The following is a 17083-nucleotide window of genomic DNA, read 5'->3' on the forward strand; positions in this document are numbered from 1 at the left end:
TCGCGTCCGGATACCGCAGCGTATGACCGCATCGCCGCACCGTTCCAGTGCGGCCGATGACCTCGCTCACTCGATTTCCTAGGGCCGACCGGGCCCATTTCCGCGTGGCCGCTCGACGCTTCCGCCCGAACTCACCGGAGCGATGAGCCAAGCCGCTCGTTCCTTTCGATTCCCGCAATCAATTGTTGTCGGATTCATACTCGGCGACTCGACCTGCTGCCCGATCGCATTCGGGGTCGGCGCAATTCTCAGCGTGCATTTCGGCATGCCTTCACGCGCGCTGACAGATAGTCGGCGTTCTCCGCACCCGCACTGGACGAGAGGACACATGGACACCATCGGAAAGCCGCTCGTACACGATCGCTTTGCCGCCGTGGCGGCCGCTCGGCGCGACGCGACGGCGGTCGAACACGACGGCCGCCGGATCGGCTACGCCGAACTCGACAGACGGGCCGACCAACTCGCTCACCACCTGCGGACGCTCGGGGCCGGACGCGGCTCGGTGGTCATGGTCCACCTGGAACGTTCGATCGACCTCGTCGTGTCGTTCCTCGCGACGCTCAAAGCAGGGGCGGCCTACCTGCCCGTGGAACCAGGTCTCCCCGACGACCGGCTCGCGGTCTACGTCAAGGAGACGGGCTGCGCGGTAGCCGTCACGCGCTCCGGCAACGAGGACCGGTTCGCCGGACTCTCGGTGGCGACCCTCCGCGTGGACGCCGGCCTCACCGCGGAATTACCCACCGGCCCGCCCTCGACCGGCGTCGCGGCGTCGGACACCGCGTACATCATCTACACCTCCGGTTCCTCGGGCTCCCCGAAGGCCGTGCAGGTCAGCCACGCCTCCCTCGGCTACTTGTGCCGGAGCGTGAACGAACGGTACGGCGTCGGACCGGACGACCGGGTCCTCCAGTTCGCCGCGCTGTCCTTCGACACCTCCATCGAGCAGATCCTCAACACGCTGCTCAACGGCGCGACCCTCGTCCTGCCCGAGTACAACTGGGCGCCGAGCGAACTGCCCGGGCGGCTCGTCTCGCTCGGCGTGACGGTCATGGACCTGACCCCGCCCTACTGGCGTGCCTTCCTCGCCGAACTGGCCCGCACCCCGGCGGACCTGCCGGTGCGGCTCACCATCGTGGGCGGCAGCGCGGTGCACGCCGAGGACTGCCGGACCGCCCTGCGGCTGATGCCCGGCTCCCGGCTGGTCAACGCCTACGGGCTGACCGAGACGACGATCACGTCGTGCACCATGGAGATCACCCCGGCGGTACTGCCGGACCAGGGTCCCGCGCCCGTCGGACGCCCGCTGCCGCAGACCGTCGCACACGTGCTGGACGAGGACCTGACCCCCGTCCCGCCGGGGCGGCACGGCGAGATCTACCTCGGCGGTCCCGGCGTCGCCCAGGGCTACCTCGGCGACCAGGCCCGCAGCGGACAGCGATTTCGCACCCTGCCCGGGGCGGCGGCGGGCGCCGGACCCGTGTACCGCACCGGTGACCTCGGCGGCTGGACGGCCGGCGGGGACCTCGAAGTCGTCGGACGGGCCGACCGGCAGATCAAGATCCGGGGATTCCGCATCGAGCCGGCCGAGATCGAGGCGGCCCTGTCGGCGCACGACCTCATCGACGACGCCGCGGTGACGGCCTTCAGCCACAAGGGCGAAGCCCAGATCGCCGCCTACTTCACCGCGCGGCACACACCCCACCGGCTCGATCCGGGCGAGCTGCGCGCCTTCGCCACTCGCCACCTGCCCGCCTACATGATCCCGGCCAGGTTCGTGCAACTGGACGAGATGCCGGTGACGGCGCACGGCAAGATCGACCTCGCCGCCCTGCCCGACCCGTCGCGGCTCCCGGCGTCCGGTCCGACGGCCGACGACGGGACAGCCACCGCGAGTCTGGTCGAGCGCGCCGTGGCCGGCCTGTGGTGCCAGGTGCTCGACGTGGACTCGGTCGAACCCGGCGACAACTTCTTCGACCTCGGCGGGAACTCGATCCTCGCGGCCGAACTCCTGGCGAAGGCCAGAGCCTCGCTCGGCATCCTGATCACCCAGGTGCGTCCCCTGATCCGCCTCCTCCTCGACGACGCGACCCTGCGCAGCTTCGCCGCCGCGGTCGAATCGGCCCGAGCCGGCACCCTCAGCGCGGACACCGCGGCCCAGGCCGACTTCGACGCCGACACCACCGTCGGCGTACCGATCCGGCCACGGCCCACGGACGAGACGTCCTGGGCGGACCCCTCCCACGTCCTGCTCACCGGAGCCAGCGGCTTCCTGGGCAGCTACCTGCTGCGGGAACTGCTGGCGACCACCGGCGCCACCGTGCACTGCCTGGTGCGCGCCCGCGACGCCCGCCACGCGATGGAACGCATCCAGAGCACCGCACGGCGCTACCTGGACGACGACTTGGACGAGTACCGGGCGTCCGGACGGATCTGCGCCGTTCCCGGTGACCTGGATCTGCCGCGGCTCGGACTCTCGGACCAGGATTTCGACCACTACGCCAAGACCGTCGACGTCATCCACCACCCGGGCGGACTGGTCAACTTCATCTATCCGTACTCCCACATGCGCCCCACGAACGTCGAGGGCACCCGGGAGATCATCCGGATGGCCGGACGCTACCGGAACATTCCCATCCACTACGTCTCCACCATGGCCGTGATCTCCGGCTTCGGCACCGCCGGGATCCGGCACGTCACCGAGCAGACACCGCCGGCCCACCCGGACCGGCTCTCCGTCGGCTACGTCGAGAGCAAGTGGGTGGCGGAGCGGCTGCTGCTGAACGCGGCCGAGGAGGGCCTGCCGGTCGCCATCTACCGGGCCGCCGACATCTCCGGCGACCGGGTCAGCGGAGCCTGGAACACGGCGACCGAGATGTGCGCGATGAAGAAGTTCATCGTCGACAGCGGGACGGCGCCCGTCGCCGAACTCCCGCTGGACTACACACCGGTCGACGCCTACGCGGCCGCACTGCTGCACATCGCGTCGAGCCGGCTCCCGGCGGGCGAGGTCTACCACCTGACCAACCCCGGAAAGGCGAACGTCTCCCTCCTCGTCGAGCGGCTGCGCGCACACGGCCACACGATCCGTGAGATCCCCTGGGACCAGTGGATCGACGGCATCGTGAAGACCGCGATCGAGCAGCCCGACCACCCCATGACGCCCTTCGCGCCGCTGTTCATCGACCGGTGCTCCACCGGCGAGATGAGCGTCGCCGAGATGTACCTCGAAACGACCTTTCCCGTCTTCTCCCGCGACAACGTCGAGCACATGCTGCACGGCAGCGGAATCGAGATCCCGCCCGTGGACGGGGACATGCTCGACCGTTACCTCCGGTACCTGACCTCCATCGATTTCCTGTGAGGCGGACGTGTACATCCGAACACCGGCCCGTACCGGCAGCTCATGGGAATCGCTGGACGTCGTCGGCGCTCCCGCCGACGGCCCCGTCGCCTTCGGGGGAGACCTGGGCCCCCGCTCCCTGCTCGCCGCCTACCAGCGGGGCCTGTACCCGTTCCCGGCCGGCACGGCCGAACAGCGCATTGTCAACGAGCTGATGTACGAGGCCCAGGTCGAGGCAGGTCTCGTGAAGGTGATCCCCGGCTGCGACGAACCCTTCTCGATCGCCTGGTGCGCACCGGACCCGCGGCCCGTGATCGGCGTCGGACAGACCCGGTTGCAGCGCAGCCTGCGCCGTCAACTGCGCACCAGGAACGACTGGACGACGACCGCGGACGTCTGCTTCGAGCAGGTGGTCCGCCGGTGTCGCGCGGACCGTAGCGAACACTGGCTCACGGACGACTTGCTGCGAGGTCTGTGCCTGCTGCACGAGCTGGGTCATGCGCACAGCGTCGAGGTCTGGGACGGCGACGAACTGGTCGGCGGTGTCTACGGAGTCCGGATCGGCGCCGTGTTCAGCGCCGATTCCCAGTTCACCCGGAGCAGCGGGGCGGGCAAGACCGCCGTCGCCGACCTGGCCCGGCGCTTCGCCGAGGCCGGCGGACTCGCCGTCGACGTGCAGCGCGACGGTGAGCACGTCCGGCTCCTGGGTGCGCGCCCGATACCCCGGCGGCAGTACATCGGCCTGCTGGCCCAGCGGCCGGAGAGCCGGCCGCTGAACACGGCACGACTGCCCGCCCGCCGCCTCGCCGAGTGACGTCCACGACCGTCCACCACTACGACCGTCCGCGCCCGCCGACCGGAGAGACCCCATGTCCACCACCGCCAGCAGCACCAGCACCGATCTGCGTGTGATCAGCCTCGCCGCCAGACCCGAACTGGAAGAGGCGATGATCACCATGGAATCGTCGTGGCCCGCCTACATCCAGCCCGAACCGCTCCTCGTGGACTGGGCGTTCGACACCCACGCGGCGCACCAGCTCGTCGTGGTCGACGAACAGGACGAGGTCGTCGCCCGGGCCGCCAGCGTGCCCTTCGCCTGGGACGGTGACCCCGACCGCCTGCCGGACGCCGGCTGGGACGCGACACTGCGCCAGTGCCTGTCCGACACCCGGGCCGGCCGGGAACTCACCGCCCTGTGCGCACTGGAGATAGCCGTCGTCCCGGACCGCCGCGCGCAGAACCTGTCCGCGTACACCCTGCGGGCCCTCGCCGACCACGCGCGCGAGCGGGGCTTTTCGCATCTCGTGGTCCCGGTCCGCCCCAGCCGCAAGCACCGGTACCAGGAACTGCCGCTGGCCGACTACCTGGCGCTGACACGGCCCGACGGGCTGCCCGAGGACCCCTGGCTGCGGGTGCACCTGAGGGCCGGCGGCGAGGTCCTGAAGGTGTGCCCGGCGTCCATGACCGTCTCCGGAAGCCTCGCGCAGTGGCGCGAGTGGACCGGGCTTCCCCTGGACACCGACGGCCTCGTGGAACTGCCCGGAGCGCTGACCCCGCTCACGGTGAGCGTCACGCACGACTACGCCGTCTACGTCGAACCGAACGTCTGGGTCAGACACCACCTCACCGGCCGGCCGTCATGACACGGCCGCCCCGAGGACCCCGTACACCGGCCGACTCCGCACACCTGCTGACCGGCACACCTCGACGGACACACCCCGACCGGACACCTCGACCGGCACACCGCTTGGCCCGCACAGAGCGACACCGACGACAAGGAGTACGACCTCCCATGAGCAGCACGCCTCCCCAGGACGTCCTCGCCACCGAGAAGCTGACCCTCCGCGCGGCCCTGATCGAGCGGATCGGCGGATACATGACGGCGCACGCGATCGGTGTGGCCACGGAACTCGGGCTCGCGGACCTGATCGGAACCGGCTCCCGAACCAGCGCGGAACTGGCCACCTCGACCGGCACCCACGAGCCGTCGCTCCGGCGCCTCCTGCGCACACTGGTCGCCGTCGGTATCGCCGAGGAACCCGAGCCGGGGAGCTTCGCCCTGACCGGCATCGGCTCCCAGCTGCGTTCCGACTCCCCTGACTCCCTCCACAACTTCGCCAAGATGTTCTGCCACCCCATCTTCCTCACGTCCTGGCAGAGCCTGCACCACACCGTCAGCACCGGCGAACGCGCCTTCGACCACGTGTACGGGATGGGCGTCTACGACTGGCTGGCCCAGCACGGCGAGACCAGCACCCTGTTCAACGAGGCGATGAGCGAAGAGTCCAGGATCTCCGCCGGGCAGCTCGCCGCGGGATACGACTTCCCCGCGACCGGCACCGTGGTGGACCTCGGCGGCGGTGACGGCACCCTGCTCACCGCGATCCTGTCGGCCCGGCCCGAGCTGCGAGGCATCGTCTTCGACAGCCCGAGCGGCGTGGCCGAGGCAGCCGCCGCCCTCGGCAAGGCCGGCCTCTCGGACCGGTGCGAGGTCCGGGCCGGCGACTTCTTCCAGTCCGTGCCGGGCGAGGGAGACCTCTACATCATCAAGAGTGTCTTCCAGGACTGGGGCGACGACGAGGCACGCGCCATCCTGCGCACCGTACGGGCCCACATGCCCGCGCAGGCCACCCTGCTGATCGTCGGCACGGTGCTGCCGGAGACCGCGGACACCGCCGCGCCCGTCGCCTACTTCACCGACATCAACATGATGGTCATGACCGGCGGCCAGGAGCGCACCGAGGGCGAGTTCCGGGCGCTGCTCGCGGAGACCGGGTTCACCGTGCGGTCGGTCGGGCTGGGGCAGGCCGGGCCGCTGTCGGTCATCCAGGCCGTCCCCGCGGCCACGGCATGACGGCGGAACAGGCGCCGGAGCAGCAGTCCGGCCGGACGACGACCCCCCAGCCGGGTTTCGCCGCCGGTCTGTTCCTCGGCCGGGCGGCGACGGACCTCCTCACCCTTCCCGAGGGCGATCCACGGCGCCTGGAGGAGGCGGAGGAACGGTTCCTGTCGCGGCTGCGCGCCTTCTGCGAGAAGGAGGTGGACAGCGCCGCGATCGAGCGCGACGACCGCATCCCCGACGACGTGGTCGAAGGGCTCAAGGACATCGGCGCGCTGAGCATCAAGATCCCCAGGCGGTACGGAGGGCTCGGGCTGTCCTCCGTCTGCTACCACCGCGCTCTGATGATCACCAGCACGACGCATCCGGCGCTGAGTGAACTGCTCGCCGCCCACCAGGCCATCGGGCTCGCCCAGCCGGTCCTGCTGTTCGGGACCGACGAGCAGAAACGCGAGTTCCTGCCGAGGTGCGTCCGGGAGATCTCCGCCTTCGCGCTCACCGAGGCCGACATCGGCAACGACCCGTACCGGATGCACACCACGGCCGTCCACGACCCGGCCACGGACAGCTACGTGCTCGACGGTGTGAAGATGTGGACCACCAACGGGGTGATCGCCGACCTGCTGGTGGTGATGGCGGTCGTGCCCGCGCCGGGATCCGACGACGGCAGGATGACGGCCTTCGTCGTCGAGTCCGACGCGCCCGGGGTGACGGTCGAGCACCGCAGTTCCTTCCTCGGCCTGCGCGGCCTGGAGAACGGCTGCATTCGCCTGCACCGGGTGGTCGTCCCGGCACGCAACCGGATCGGCGCGGAGGGCGAGGGACTGGCCGTCGCCCTCGGTGCCCAGGACACCGGACGGCTTTCACTGCCCGCGGTGTGCGCCGCCGCGGCGAAGTGGAGCCTGAAGATCGCCCGGCAGTGGAGCGCGGCCCGGGTGCAGTTCGGCCGGCCCATCGGCCGCCACGACGCGGTCGTCGGCAAACTGTCCTTCATCGCCGCCACCGCGTTCGCCCTGGAGGCGATGGTCGAGGTCATCGGCCGGCGCGCACAGCGGGCAGGCACCGACACCCGGCTGGACGCCGAGCTGGCCAAGCTGTTCGCGTCGGAGCAGGCGTGCGTCGTCGCGGACGAACTCCTGCAGATCCGGGGCGGCCGCGGCTACGAGACGGCGGACTCGGCGGTCGGCCGCGGGGAACGCGGGATCCCGGTCGAACAACTCCTGCGCGACACGCGGGCCGGCCGCATCTTCGACGGTTCGAGCGAGGCGCTGCGCGCCTTCCTCGCACACGATCTGATCGACCTGCACCGCTCCGCGGACCCCCAGGAGCCGGTGCCCGACAGCGGCCCCGCGCACGACGGCGACGGCCCATGGGGCGGTCACCGCGCGTTCGTCGAGCGGACCTGCCGGCGGCTGGCCGGCGAACTCGCCCTGGTCGCCGGCGGCCCGGCAGCCGGACTCGACGAACGCCAGCGGTTCCTGGGCAGGATCGTCGACGTCGGCGCCGAGCTGTACGCGATGAGCGCGAGCTGTGTCTACGCCGAGGCCCTCGGCGGGGCCGACTCCGCCCCCGGACGGCTCGCCGACGCCTTCTGCCGGCAGGCCCGGCTGCGGGTCCGACACCTGCTGGACCGGCTGGCAGACAACACCGACGCGGCGGACCGGGAGACCGCGGCCGGTGTGCTGGCGGGCCACCACGTCTGGCTTGAGGACGGGGTGCCGGACCCTTCCACCGACGGGCCGTGGATCGCCCGGCCGGAGCCGGGGCCCGCGACGGGCGCGAACCTGCGGCGGGTCATCCGGCCGGCCGGCACCGGGCGAACCGCCGACGGACCGGTGAGGAGGGCTCGGTGAACACCGTGACGGATGTCCTCGCGGCAGCACGGCAGCGCATCTCGGAGGAAGCCGAACCCAACCGCTTCCTCGACGTCCTGGAGCGCGGCCGGGTGCCCGGGGAACGGCTGCGGCAGCTCGCCGGGGAGCTGTATCACCTCGTGGGCAGCGACCGACGCAGCTTCGCGCTGCTCGCGACCCGCTTCCCCTCCGCTCCGGCGGGAGAGCTGTACGGGGCCATGGCCCAGGGCGAGGTCGAGGCGCTGGGCCTCCTCCTCGACTTCGCGGCCGTGCTGGGCCTGCGGGAGGGAGAACTGCGCGCCTACCAGCCCCAGGCGGCGGCCCAGGCGTATCCACGCCACCTGGCACGATCCGCGCAGCACGGCAGTTGCAGCGATGTCGCCCTCGCCCTGCTGGCGAACGTGGCGGAGTCCGGCGGGACCTACACCCGCGTGGCCGACGCGCTGGTGTCCCGGTACGGCTTCGAGGAACGGGCGCTCGGACATTTCCGCTTCTTCGCCGAGACGCCGCAGTCCCTCCTGGACCAGGCGGCGGCCACGCTGGACCACGGGCTGGCCGGTGGCGACGATCCGGGGGCCGCGCTGCACTGCGCCCTGTCCGTGCACTCGCTGGAGACCGCCTTCTGGAACTGCCTCGCCCGTGACCTCGACCCCGGCTGACCTCGTCGAAGTCCCGGCAGCGGAAGACCGGTTGGCTTGACACCCATACCCCCTACCCCTATTTTTCTACCGCTACCCCAAGGGGGTATGCCCACGCGCGGGCGACCGGCCCCCGGGCACGGCACCGTCGCGGGTCTCGACGAGGAGAGGAGTACCGATGTCCGAGGCTGGAAGCCGGCAACTACGCGCGGGGGGCAAGGAGTGGGCGGCGCTCGGCCTGCTGGTCCTCCCCGCGCTCCTGCTGTTCATGATGTTGACCATCCTGTTCCTGGCCATCCCCTACCTCGCGGCGGATCTGCGGCCCAGCAGCGCGCAGACCCTGTGGATCCTGGACATCTACGGCTTCCTGATGGCCAGCCTGCTGGTGCTGATGGGCACCGTGGCCGACCGCTTCGGGCACCGGAACCTCCTGATGGTCGGGGCCGTGCTGTTCGGGGTGGTCTCGGTGGCGGCCGCCCTCACGGACTCGCCGACGCTGATGATCGTCTGGCGGGCCCTGCTCGGTATCGCCGCCGCCATGCAGATGCCGACCACACTCGGCCTGATCTTCACGATGTTCCAGGACCCGAAGCAACGGGGCGTGGCCATCGGCACCTGGGCGGCGGCCATCTCGGCGGGTGTCGCGCTCGGACCGCTGCTGAGCGGTCTGCTGCTCGAAGTGTTCTCGTGGCGGGCCACCTTCCTGGTCGCCGTTCCGGTCATGGCGGTCGTGGCCATCGGCGCACCGCTGCTGCTGCCCCGCCACCAGGGACCGCGCAACGGCAAGCTCGACCTGGTCAGTGCCCTGCTCATGCTGCTGACGCTGCTGCCGCTGATCTACGGCGTGAAGTCCTTCGCCACCACCGACTCACCGGGGCTCTCGGCACTGTCCATCGCGGTCGGAGTGGTCTTCGGCGCCGGGTTCGTCTTCCGCCAACTGCGCACCGCCGAACCGCTCCTGGACGTCCGCCTCTTCAAGAACCGTACGGTCAGCGGGGCCCTCGGCGTCTTCATCCTCTCGGCCATGGGCCTGGGCGGCGTGTATCTGATGTTCACCCAGTACCTGCAACTGGTGAAGGATCTGTCGCCGCTCAGGACCGGCGTCGCCATTCTTCCGGCGGCTCTCGTCCTGATCGTGGTCGCCATGCGCTCCCCGATCCTCGCCCGCCGGATCCGGCCCGGCAATGTGATCGCCGCGGGCCTGGCCGTGCAGGTGGTCGGCTACATCCTGTTCACCCAGATCGACAGCACGACCGGTCTGCCCTGGGTCATCGCGGGCTTCATCGTCCTGTATCCGGCGGTCTCCCCGTCCATGGCGCTGACCACCGACCTGGTGGTCGGCTCGGTACCGCCGGAGAAGGCGGGCGCGGCCGGCGGTCTGGCCTCGACCGTCAACGATCTCGGCATCTCCCTCGGTGTGGCGATCATCGGCAGCATCGGTGCCGCCACCTACCGCAGCGGCGTCGCCGACAAACTTCCCGGCGCCCTGCCCGACGAGGCGAGGTCGGCCGCCAAGCAGAACCTCGACGGCGCCGTCGCCGCCGCCCAGGACCTGCCCGCCCGCGTCGGCGGTGAGCTGCTGCGGGCGGCCAGGGAGGCGTTCACGACCGGGCTCAACGTCGCCGCCGCCACCGCAGCGGTGATCGCCGCGGTGAGCGCCGTCGTCGCGGCCGTCGCGCTGCGGCACGTACCGCCGACCGGCTCGACCGCACCGGCCGGGCAGGGCGCCGACGCGAGCCCCGCCGAGCCGGTCTCCACCGCGGAGGCCGACTGAATGTCCCCCGCAGTGACAAGACACCGAAACAAGTGATCACAGCCGGACGCGACGGCTGGGCCGGCCCTGCCGCTCCCGCCGCCGCGTCCGGCCCTCATCAGGAGGCACGCAGTGATTCCCTTCAGCGCAACTCCGACCGAGACGATGCAGAGCGAGGGCGGCCGGTGCATGTACGCACAGGTCGAGCACCTGCGCTCGCTGGGACCCGCCGTCCCCGTGCACCTGCCCGATGGGGTGGGAGCGTGGTCGGTGTCCCGTGGAGACGTCGTCAGGAAACTCCTGACGCATCCCGGAGTCTCCCGGAACCTGAAGAAGACCGTGCCCGGTTACCAGCCAGGCTCCGTCCCCTGGCTGTCCCCGTGGGTCGACCTGGACTCCATGGCCACCACGGACGGGCGCGAGCACGCGCGGCTCCGCAAGTTGATCACCCCGGCCTTCACCCCCCGCCGGGTGGAGAAACTGCGCTCCCACATCGAAGCGGACGTGACGATGCTCCTGGACGAGCTGGCCGCACGACCCGCCGACGAGCCGGTCGACCTGCACCAGGAGTTCTCCTACTGCGTGCCGACCCAGGTGATCTGCGACCTCTTCGGCATCCCCGACGACCAGCGGCCCGAAGTGCTGCGCGTGTTCCGCGAGGTGGCCAGGACCGACCTGTCGGAGGAGGAATCGGTCGCCCTCTACGAGGACCTGGTGGCGGCGATGCACCTCCTGATCGCCACCAAGCGGCACACACCGGGGGACGACCTGACCAGCTTCCTGCTCAGCGCGCGCGAGGAGGGCGAAGAGTCGCTGAACGACCACGAACTCGTGTCGACGCTGCTGCTGATGATCGGCGGCGGCAGCCAGACGACCATCAACCTGATCGACCACACCGTCCGCGAACTCCTCGGCCGCCCCGACCAGCTCGCCCTCCTGCGGGCCGACCCGGCTCGCTGGGACGACGCCGTCGAGGAATCCCTGCGCGTGCACTGCCCGGTGATGCACCTGCCCATGCGCTGGGCCGCCGAGGACATCGACCTCGGCGAAGGGGTGGTCATCCGGGCCGGCGACGCCATCCTGATCTGCTATGGCGCCCATGGCCGTGACCCGCAGGTGCACGACGACCCCGTCGCCTTCGACATCGACCGCGCGGACAAGGAACACCTGGCCTTCGGCCTCGGCGCCCACTTCTGCCCCGGCTCGCATCTCGCCCGGCTCGAAGCCCGGATCGCGCTGCCCGCCCTGTTCGACCGGTTCCCGCGGCTGACCCTCGCCGTCGAACCCGAGGACGTACCGCCCGGGCACACCTTCATCGGCAACGACGTCTCGTCGCTGCCCGTGTTCCTGCGGCACGGGTGACCGCCCGCCGCGGAGCGCACGTCGTACGGACCACGCGGCGCCGCGCCGCGGACCGCATGCGGCACGGACCACACGGCGTACCCGCCGCGGCGCCGTGCAGCCACGCCGCAGGACAGCGAAAGGCCACCCACGGAAAGGTCACCCATGGCGATCGAAGAGAGCCTGATCGACCGGACGGCACATCTGCTGAACGAGGCCCGGTATCTGAACCTGGCCACCACCTGGGACGGCACCCCGTGGGTGGCCACCCTGGAGTACGCGTGGTTCCCGGATCCGCTGCACTTCGTCTTCGGCTCGTCCACCGGCGCCCGCCACAGCAGCGACATCCGCTCCCAGCCGCGGGTGGGAGGTTCGCTGTTCGTCAGGGAGGGCGCGGCCGGGGTGGCCGTCTCGTCCGTCGACGGAGCACAGTTCACCGGCCGCTGCGCGGAGATCGCGCCGGAACAACTGGACGCCTACTACGCGCCGTTCTACGAGACGGTGTTCCCCGACGCCCGGCAGCGGACCGAATGGCAATTACCGCCCCGGCTGTTGCAGGCGCCCGCCCCCCACCGCCTCTACCGGATCGACGTCGAGCACTGGTGGCTGATCGACACACGTACCTGGGCCGAGGACCGCGTCGACCGCCGGATCGAACTGCCGCTGGGCGCCGCGACCCAGGCCGGGCTGTCCGCGCGCGGGCAGGTCAGGACGGCGTTCGGCTGACCTGCCCGCCCGGCCCCGGGCGCGGGGAGAGGTTGAACCGGCCGGGCCCGACGACGGGGGTTGAGACGGGCCCGGCCGGATCGCACCCCGCAGGCGGCGGGGAGCGCTTCACCGGACTCCGTCAGGCGGCGCGGCCGGTCAGCTCGTACCCGGCGTCGTCGACGGCCTTGGCGATCAGGGTGTCATCGGGACCCTCCTCGGTGATCACCGTGACCCGGCCGTTGTCGACGTCGACGTCGACGGACAGCACGCTGTCGACCCCGCCGACGGCTTCGGTGACCGCCGCCTTGCAGTGGCTGCACGTCATGCCCGTCACCGCGTAGGTGGTGCTGACGCCGTCGGAGACGGACTCGCCGGTCGCGTCGGAGTGGCAGCTGCCGTCAGGGGTGCAGCAGGACGACATGGGTTTCCTCCCGGAGATGAGCAGAGACTTGGCGGCGTCGCAGTACCCCTAGAGGGTGAGGGTACTGATGGTGACCCTCCAGGTGCGGCGCCCGGTATTAGATATACCCCCTACCCCTATATCGGAGCAAGGTCCCCGGTGCTCCCCCCGACGCTTCGGCACCGGCGGGATCCGCCTCGACCACGGGGCGGCGGGGGCGAGTTCAGCGTCGGCGCCGCCCGTCCGGGCCGCCGGGCAGCCGGTCGGCGGCCTCGCAGCGGGACCGAAGTTTCGCTGCTTCCCGGTCCGTCGCAGCCGTTCACGCGGCGTCCCTTCCGGCGTCGGCCACGGATGGTTCGTACCGGTGGAGGGTATCTTTCAGGGGGGAGCTCGCCGTAGGGGGCGACCCTCGGTGGAGGGAAGGAAAGCTGAGGCATGGCGGGCCAGAAGAAGCACAAGGATGACGTGATGATGCGGCTGCGCCGCATCGAGGGCCAAGTACGCGGGCTGCAACGCCTGGTGGCGGAGGACACCTACTGCATCGACGTCCTCACCCAGGTGTCGGCGGTGACCCGCGCGCTGCAGTCGTTCGCGCTGCAGATGCTCGACGAGCACATGGCCACCTGCGTGAGTGACGCGGTCGCCGAGGGCGGTGCGGAGCGGGAGCAGAAGCTGAAGGAGGCGTCCGACGCCATCGCGCGGCTCGTGCGCTCGTGACCGTCCGGCCGGCGTCGGACAGCCCAGGGGCGCGCGCCCGGATCATGCTCCCGTAGCCGGACTCGACGCCGCCCGCCCTCCCCGGAACCGGCTTGAGCCGGTCGACTGAGGCCGCTCGCCGCCCACGGCCGGTCCCGGCGCCCCGGTGGCCGCCCTTGCCATTTTTGGCGTGTCCATAACCATGGCAGGGTCGGTCGGCACAGTCAGCCCCGGGAGGGCAGATGCGTCCCAGCCCCAGCAGGCGAACCATCCTGGCCGCGACAGCGGCGAGCGGCGCGGCGGTACTGGGTACGACGGGACCGGCCGAGGCCGCCCGACCAGGGGGCGAGGACCGGCGCCCGCCCGCGACGGCCCAGCCCCCGAGGTGAACGCTGCGGCCCTGTGGTCCCTGGCCCAGGCCCCCGGCACACCGCGCGGCGCGAAGATCATCACGTCGGCGCTGACGAACTCCACGGACCTGGTGTGGGCCCGGGGGACCGAGCCGGACCTGGCCGGCTACGAGATCGTCTGGCGCGAGACGACGGACCCCGAGTGGACCCATGTCATTCCGGTCGCGGACGTCACGCGGCACGCAGTGGACCTGTCCAAGGACAACGTGTTCTTCGGGGTGAGAGCGGTGAACAGGGCGGGGCTCAGGAGTCCGGTCGCCTTTCCGCAGCCGTCGGCCGGCTAGGAGTGGCCCGGACGCGCCCAGGGCCACGCGGGCAGGAGACGGGCGGGCTCGTACCGGGCGCGGGCGGCGGTCGGGACGCAAGCCCCGATCGTCGTGCGCTGCCACGCCCCCCCGGCGGAACGCGCCGTACCGGAGTGGCGAGCGCCCCTGCCGGCCGCCCTGTTCAGTGGCCCGCACCGAACCGCAAGCAGTCGTTTGCTACTGCTTCTTTTATTCCAGTCAACCCTTTGTGACATGCCGTGATGATGGTCACCGGAAACGCATTTGCAAATATGAGGCCCCCCTCGGTTACGCTGGCACCTGCCGAACATGAGGACCCCCTCCGGATGAGCCCCAGTAGCTCGGCAGCCGGACGGTCCGGATCTCCCGGATCGCAGATCACAGACACGGCAGCGGCCGCCTGACGGCGGCATCGCGGCACATCATGAGGAGACGAAGATGAACAGGTGGATCAGGCGGGTCTCGGTCGGTCTTGCTTCCGCGGCACTGGCGGGCGGCGCCGTTCTCGGCGCCGGCGGCGCGGCCTCCGCGGCCGTTTCGCAGCCCGTGCGGGCACCCCACGCGCAGCCCGCCCAGCACACCCAGGCCGTGGCGCTGAGGACCGACGAAGGCCGGATCGGCTACTACGGCAACGGTTACGGAATCGGCTGGTCCGGCCAGCACGACTATTCAACGCGCTGGGACGGTCACCGCGCGTACATCTGGGACGGGAACGGGTGGGTCAAGGTCACGCCGTGGCGCGGGGTCGTAGCCACTCAGTGGTACGTGGACCAGTACTCCTGGTACCTGAACCACCGGTGACGGGGATGCAGGCCATCGAGGTCGGCTCGGCGTTGCGCGCGGACGAGACCCAGGAGGGTCGCGTCCGCGCGCCGTCGAGCCACCGCATGCCGGGCCCGCCGCGGAGCCGGGCCGCCGCAATCCTTCCCGGCCGAACGGGAGACGCGTACGCGCAACCGGCGGAGCTGCCCGCGGAAAGCTGAAGAACGCCGTCACCGCCCGACGGCGGTACGGCCTGGGGCCCAGGCGCCCCTTGCAGATGAGGGTCCGGTAGCCGACCACGGCACCGGACCCGTTGTGTGTCTCATGAGCCGTGTCTCACCGTACGTGTCTCACGTCATGTGTCTCATGCATGCCCCGTGTCCCACGACCCGGGCTTCATGCCCTGGGTTTCCTGCCCTGGGTTTCATCACGCGTCGGGCAGGCCCGCCGCGTCGGTCATTCCGCCCCGTGGCAGTCGTGGCACTCCTCTTCGGGGCACTCCAGAGCGACCAGGCTCGACTCGACCTGCCGGCGGGTCAGCGGGGGCTCGGGCAGTTCGTGGGCGCACCCGGCGCGGAAGCCGTCGAGCATCAGATGGAGATGGCGGCGCCACGCGGTGGGGGCGACGGTGTGTGTGGCCTGGATGATCCCGGCCTGCGACCAGATCACGAACGCGATGTCCTGCGGGGTGACGTCACTGCGGAGCGACCCCTGTTCCTGGGCCCTGGCGAAGATCTCGTCGCCCAGTTCCTTCGAGCGCTCGAACATTCCCCTGCCGAGTGCGTGCAGGGGCAGCCGCGACGAGACCAGGTCGTGGAACGCGCGGTCACACGCCTGCAGCTCACACAGCCTCTCCAGGTAGTGGCAGAACCCGGCCCAGGCGTCGTCCATGGTCGCGGCCGACTCGGCGGCGTCGAGCAGTTCCGTGAACTTCGCGGTGAAGAGTTCTTCGACCAGGTCCAGCCGGCTGGGGAAGTGCCGGTAGAGCGTTCCGATCGCGACACCTGCCTCGCGGGCGATGCCTTCCAGGGAAGCGCCCAGACCCTGCTCGGCGAAGCTCTTGCGGGCTGCGGTCAGGATGGCGTCCCTGTTGCGCTGCGCATCACGCCTGAGCGGTCTTGCCGCCGCCCGTGGTGCTGTTCGGGTGGGCTGGGGGCTCATGCGGTGAGCATAACATGAGGGGGCCCTCGAATTTTAGGTGTGACCTCGCTCACGACGCGGAGGCCGGCCTCGGACGCCCTGCTCACCGCGAGGTCCCGCTCATACGTTTGCTCCTCCGGAGGACGACTGCGCGTGTGCACCGGGTCCGGCCGGGACGCGCGGGCGACGACGGCTCGCCGCCAGGGCGGATGCCCGACGGAGACCGTCCACGCGGGCGACGTCCCGCCGGCTGCGCCGTCGCCTGCGGCGACGTTCTGCGGCCACGGCCTGCGGCCACGGCCTGCGGCCGGCCGCTGACCGATCCGTGCCCGTGCGACGGGACCTGGGCGGAGCCGTACACGCTCGGCCCGGTCGTCGACGGTGTACGCCGGCTCAACGACCGGGTCACCGGCCTGCCCCTGAGCGGGCCGGCGGGGGCGCTGCGCCCGGTCTTCCCGGAGCGGGCCGGGCAACTGCCGCCCGCCCCCGAGCTGCTGCCCGACGCGGCGGGTACCCGCGGACCGGCCACGCCGGCCGCGACGGCAGCCCGCCTGCTCCGCCCTGCCCCGGCCGTACGACGCCCTGCCGGCCCGTGAGTCGGCAGCCGGCTGCCGACTCGCCGACGGCGAGCGGGACCGGGCCGTCGGCATGCACCGGGAGGTCTTTGACGGCCTCACCGCCCTCGGCGAGCGGGGGACGCGGACCGGATACGGCACCCCCTCGCGGACGAGGGGGTGCGGATCGGCACCCGGGTGGGCCGGCCCGGTACGGTGACCGGCTCTCGCCGCGCGAACTTGACGTGGTGGGGCTGCTGATGGGGATTGGCCTCCGCGTCCTCCGGCGGGCGGCTGCAACTGGTCGGCGGCGTCACCGCCGGACAGCTGACCAATCAGGCGGTGGAGTACGACCCGGCCACCGA

General features: G+C 71.2%; 15 protein-coding genes. 13 read left to right on the forward strand and 2 right to left on the reverse strand.

Features of this window, described 5'->3' with window-relative positions:
* Window positions 1-328 precede the first annotated feature (328 nt).
* The 9 genes from ACFYPJ_RS36465 to ACFYPJ_RS36505 all read left to right on the forward strand — a co-directional run bounded on the left by ACFYPJ_RS36465 (window position 329) and on the right by ACFYPJ_RS36505 (window position 12490).
* Window positions 329-3361: an amino acid adenylation domain-containing protein gene (locus ACFYPJ_RS36465; protein ID WP_389025980.1), complete on the forward strand. Its 3033-nt coding sequence runs from the start codon at window positions 329-331 to the stop codon at window positions 3359-3361.
* Window positions 3362-3368: 7 nt separating this feature from the next.
* Window positions 3369-4154 carry a leucyl/phenylalanyl-tRNA--protein transferase gene (locus tag ACFYPJ_RS36470; RefSeq protein WP_389025982.1) on the forward strand — a complete coding sequence of 262 codons (786 nt, stop codon included), beginning with the start codon at window positions 3369-3371 and terminating at the stop codon, window positions 4152-4154.
* Window positions 4155-4209: 55 nt separating this feature from the next.
* Window positions 4210-4983: an N-acetyltransferase gene (locus tag ACFYPJ_RS36475; protein ID WP_389025984.1), complete on the forward strand. Its 774-nt coding sequence runs from the start codon at window positions 4210-4212 to the stop codon at window positions 4981-4983.
* Window positions 4984-5132: 149 nt separating this feature from the next.
* Entirely contained in the window at window positions 5133-6194 is a 1062-nt protein-coding gene (locus tag ACFYPJ_RS36480) for a methyltransferase (RefSeq protein ID WP_389025986.1), read from the forward strand.
* The gene (locus tag ACFYPJ_RS36485; protein WP_389025987.1) at window positions 6191-8032 is read left to right on the forward strand and encodes an acyl-CoA dehydrogenase family protein; all 1842 of its coding nucleotides are present in this window, start codon (window positions 6191-6193) and stop codon (window positions 8030-8032) included. Before ACFYPJ_RS36480 ends, ACFYPJ_RS36485 begins: the two co-directional genes overlap by 4 nt.
* Entirely contained in the window at window positions 8029-8691 is a 663-nt protein-coding gene (locus ACFYPJ_RS36490; RefSeq protein ID WP_389025989.1) for a hypothetical protein, read from the forward strand. The genes ACFYPJ_RS36485 and ACFYPJ_RS36490 overlap by 4 nt, the downstream gene beginning before the upstream one ends.
* 157 nt (window positions 8692-8848) lie before the next feature.
* Window positions 8849-10444 carry an MFS transporter gene (locus tag ACFYPJ_RS36495; protein ID WP_389025991.1) on the forward strand — a complete coding sequence of 532 codons (1596 nt, stop codon included), beginning with the start codon at window positions 8849-8851 and terminating at the stop codon, window positions 10442-10444.
* A gap of 111 nt (window positions 10445-10555) precedes the next feature.
* Window positions 10556-11785, forward strand: coding sequence for a cytochrome P450 (locus tag ACFYPJ_RS36500; RefSeq protein ID WP_389025993.1), 1230 nt, complete (start codon window positions 10556-10558; stop codon window positions 11783-11785).
* Between the two features lie 144 nt (window positions 11786-11929).
* Window positions 11930-12490, forward strand: coding sequence for a pyridoxamine 5'-phosphate oxidase family protein (locus ACFYPJ_RS36505; protein WP_389025995.1), 561 nt, complete (start codon window positions 11930-11932; stop codon window positions 12488-12490).
* A 121-nt stretch (window positions 12491-12611) separates the two neighbouring features.
* Here ACFYPJ_RS36505 and ACFYPJ_RS36510 read toward each other — a convergent pair whose 3' ends face one another.
* Window positions 12612-12893 (reverse strand): heavy-metal-associated domain-containing protein, encoded by a 282-nt coding sequence (locus ACFYPJ_RS36510; protein WP_389025997.1) that lies wholly within the window; start codon window positions 12891-12893, stop codon window positions 12612-12614.
* A gap of 414 nt (window positions 12894-13307) precedes the next feature.
* Between ACFYPJ_RS36510 and ACFYPJ_RS36515 the strand changes: the two genes are divergently transcribed.
* From ACFYPJ_RS36515 to ACFYPJ_RS36525, 3 genes are all read left to right on the forward strand, one after another.
* The gene (locus ACFYPJ_RS36515; protein WP_376537077.1) at window positions 13308-13589 is read left to right on the forward strand and encodes a metal-sensitive transcriptional regulator; all 282 of its coding nucleotides are present in this window, start codon (window positions 13308-13310) and stop codon (window positions 13587-13589) included.
* Between the two features lie 364 nt (window positions 13590-13953).
* Window positions 13954-14262 carry a hypothetical protein gene (locus tag ACFYPJ_RS36520; RefSeq protein WP_389025998.1) on the forward strand — a complete coding sequence of 103 codons (309 nt, stop codon included), beginning with the start codon at window positions 13954-13956 and terminating at the stop codon, window positions 14260-14262.
* Between the two features lie 438 nt (window positions 14263-14700).
* Entirely contained in the window at window positions 14701-15063 is a 363-nt protein-coding gene (locus ACFYPJ_RS36525; RefSeq protein WP_389026000.1) for a hypothetical protein, read from the forward strand.
* A gap of 417 nt (window positions 15064-15480) precedes the next feature.
* On the opposite strand, the gene ACFYPJ_RS36530 is transcribed toward ACFYPJ_RS36525, so the two are convergent.
* Window positions 15481-16185, reverse strand: a complete 705-nt coding sequence (locus tag ACFYPJ_RS36530; protein ID WP_389026002.1) for a TetR/AcrR family transcriptional regulator — start codon at window positions 16183-16185, stop codon at window positions 15481-15483.
* 188 nt (window positions 16186-16373) lie between these two features.
* Between ACFYPJ_RS36530 and ACFYPJ_RS36535 the strand changes: the two genes are divergently transcribed.
* On the forward strand, window positions 16374-16760 hold the full coding sequence (locus tag ACFYPJ_RS36535; protein ID WP_389026004.1) for a hypothetical protein: 387 nt from the start codon (window positions 16374-16376) through the stop codon (window positions 16758-16760).
* The last annotated feature ends 323 nt before the right edge of the window (window positions 16761-17083 follow it).

This window comes from Streptomyces sp. NPDC006012 (genome assembly GCF_042871185.1).
GTDB lineage: Bacteria > Actinomycetota > Actinomycetes > Streptomycetales > Streptomycetaceae > Streptomyces.

Excerpts from the sequence above, each read along its gene's own strand:
- ACFYPJ_RS36465 (WP_389025980.1), top strand. The coding sequence starts at position 329 with ATGGACACCATCGGAAAGCCGCTCGTACACGATCGCTTTGCCGCCGTG.
- ACFYPJ_RS36475 (WP_389025984.1), top strand. The coding sequence starts at position 4,210 with ATGTCCACCACCGCCAGCAGCACCAGCACCGATCTGCGTGTGATCAGC.
- ACFYPJ_RS36480 (WP_389025986.1), top strand. The coding sequence starts at position 5,133 with ATGAGCAGCACGCCTCCCCAGGACGTCCTCGCCACCGAGAAGCTGACC.
- ACFYPJ_RS36485 (WP_389025987.1), top strand. The coding sequence starts at position 6,191 with ATGACGGCGGAACAGGCGCCGGAGCAGCAGTCCGGCCGGACGACGACC.
- ACFYPJ_RS36495 (WP_389025991.1), top strand. The coding sequence starts at position 8,849 with ATGTCCGAGGCTGGAAGCCGGCAACTACGCGCGGGGGGCAAGGAGTGG.
- ACFYPJ_RS36505 (WP_389025995.1), top strand. The coding sequence starts at position 11,930 with ATGGCGATCGAAGAGAGCCTGATCGACCGGACGGCACATCTGCTGAAC.
- ACFYPJ_RS36510 (WP_389025997.1), bottom strand. The coding sequence starts at position 12,893 with ATGTCGTCCTGCTGCACCCCTGACGGCAGCTGCCACTCCGACGCGACC.
- ACFYPJ_RS36515 (WP_376537077.1), top strand. The coding sequence starts at position 13,308 with ATGGCGGGCCAGAAGAAGCACAAGGATGACGTGATGATGCGGCTGCGC.
- ACFYPJ_RS36525 (WP_389026000.1), top strand. The coding sequence starts at position 14,701 with ATGAACAGGTGGATCAGGCGGGTCTCGGTCGGTCTTGCTTCCGCGGCA.
- ACFYPJ_RS36530 (WP_389026002.1), bottom strand. The coding sequence starts at position 16,185 with ATGAGCCCCCAGCCCACCCGAACAGCACCACGGGCGGCGGCAAGACCG.
- ACFYPJ_RS36535 (WP_389026004.1), top strand. The coding sequence starts at position 16,374 with ATGCCCGACGGAGACCGTCCACGCGGGCGACGTCCCGCCGGCTGCGCC.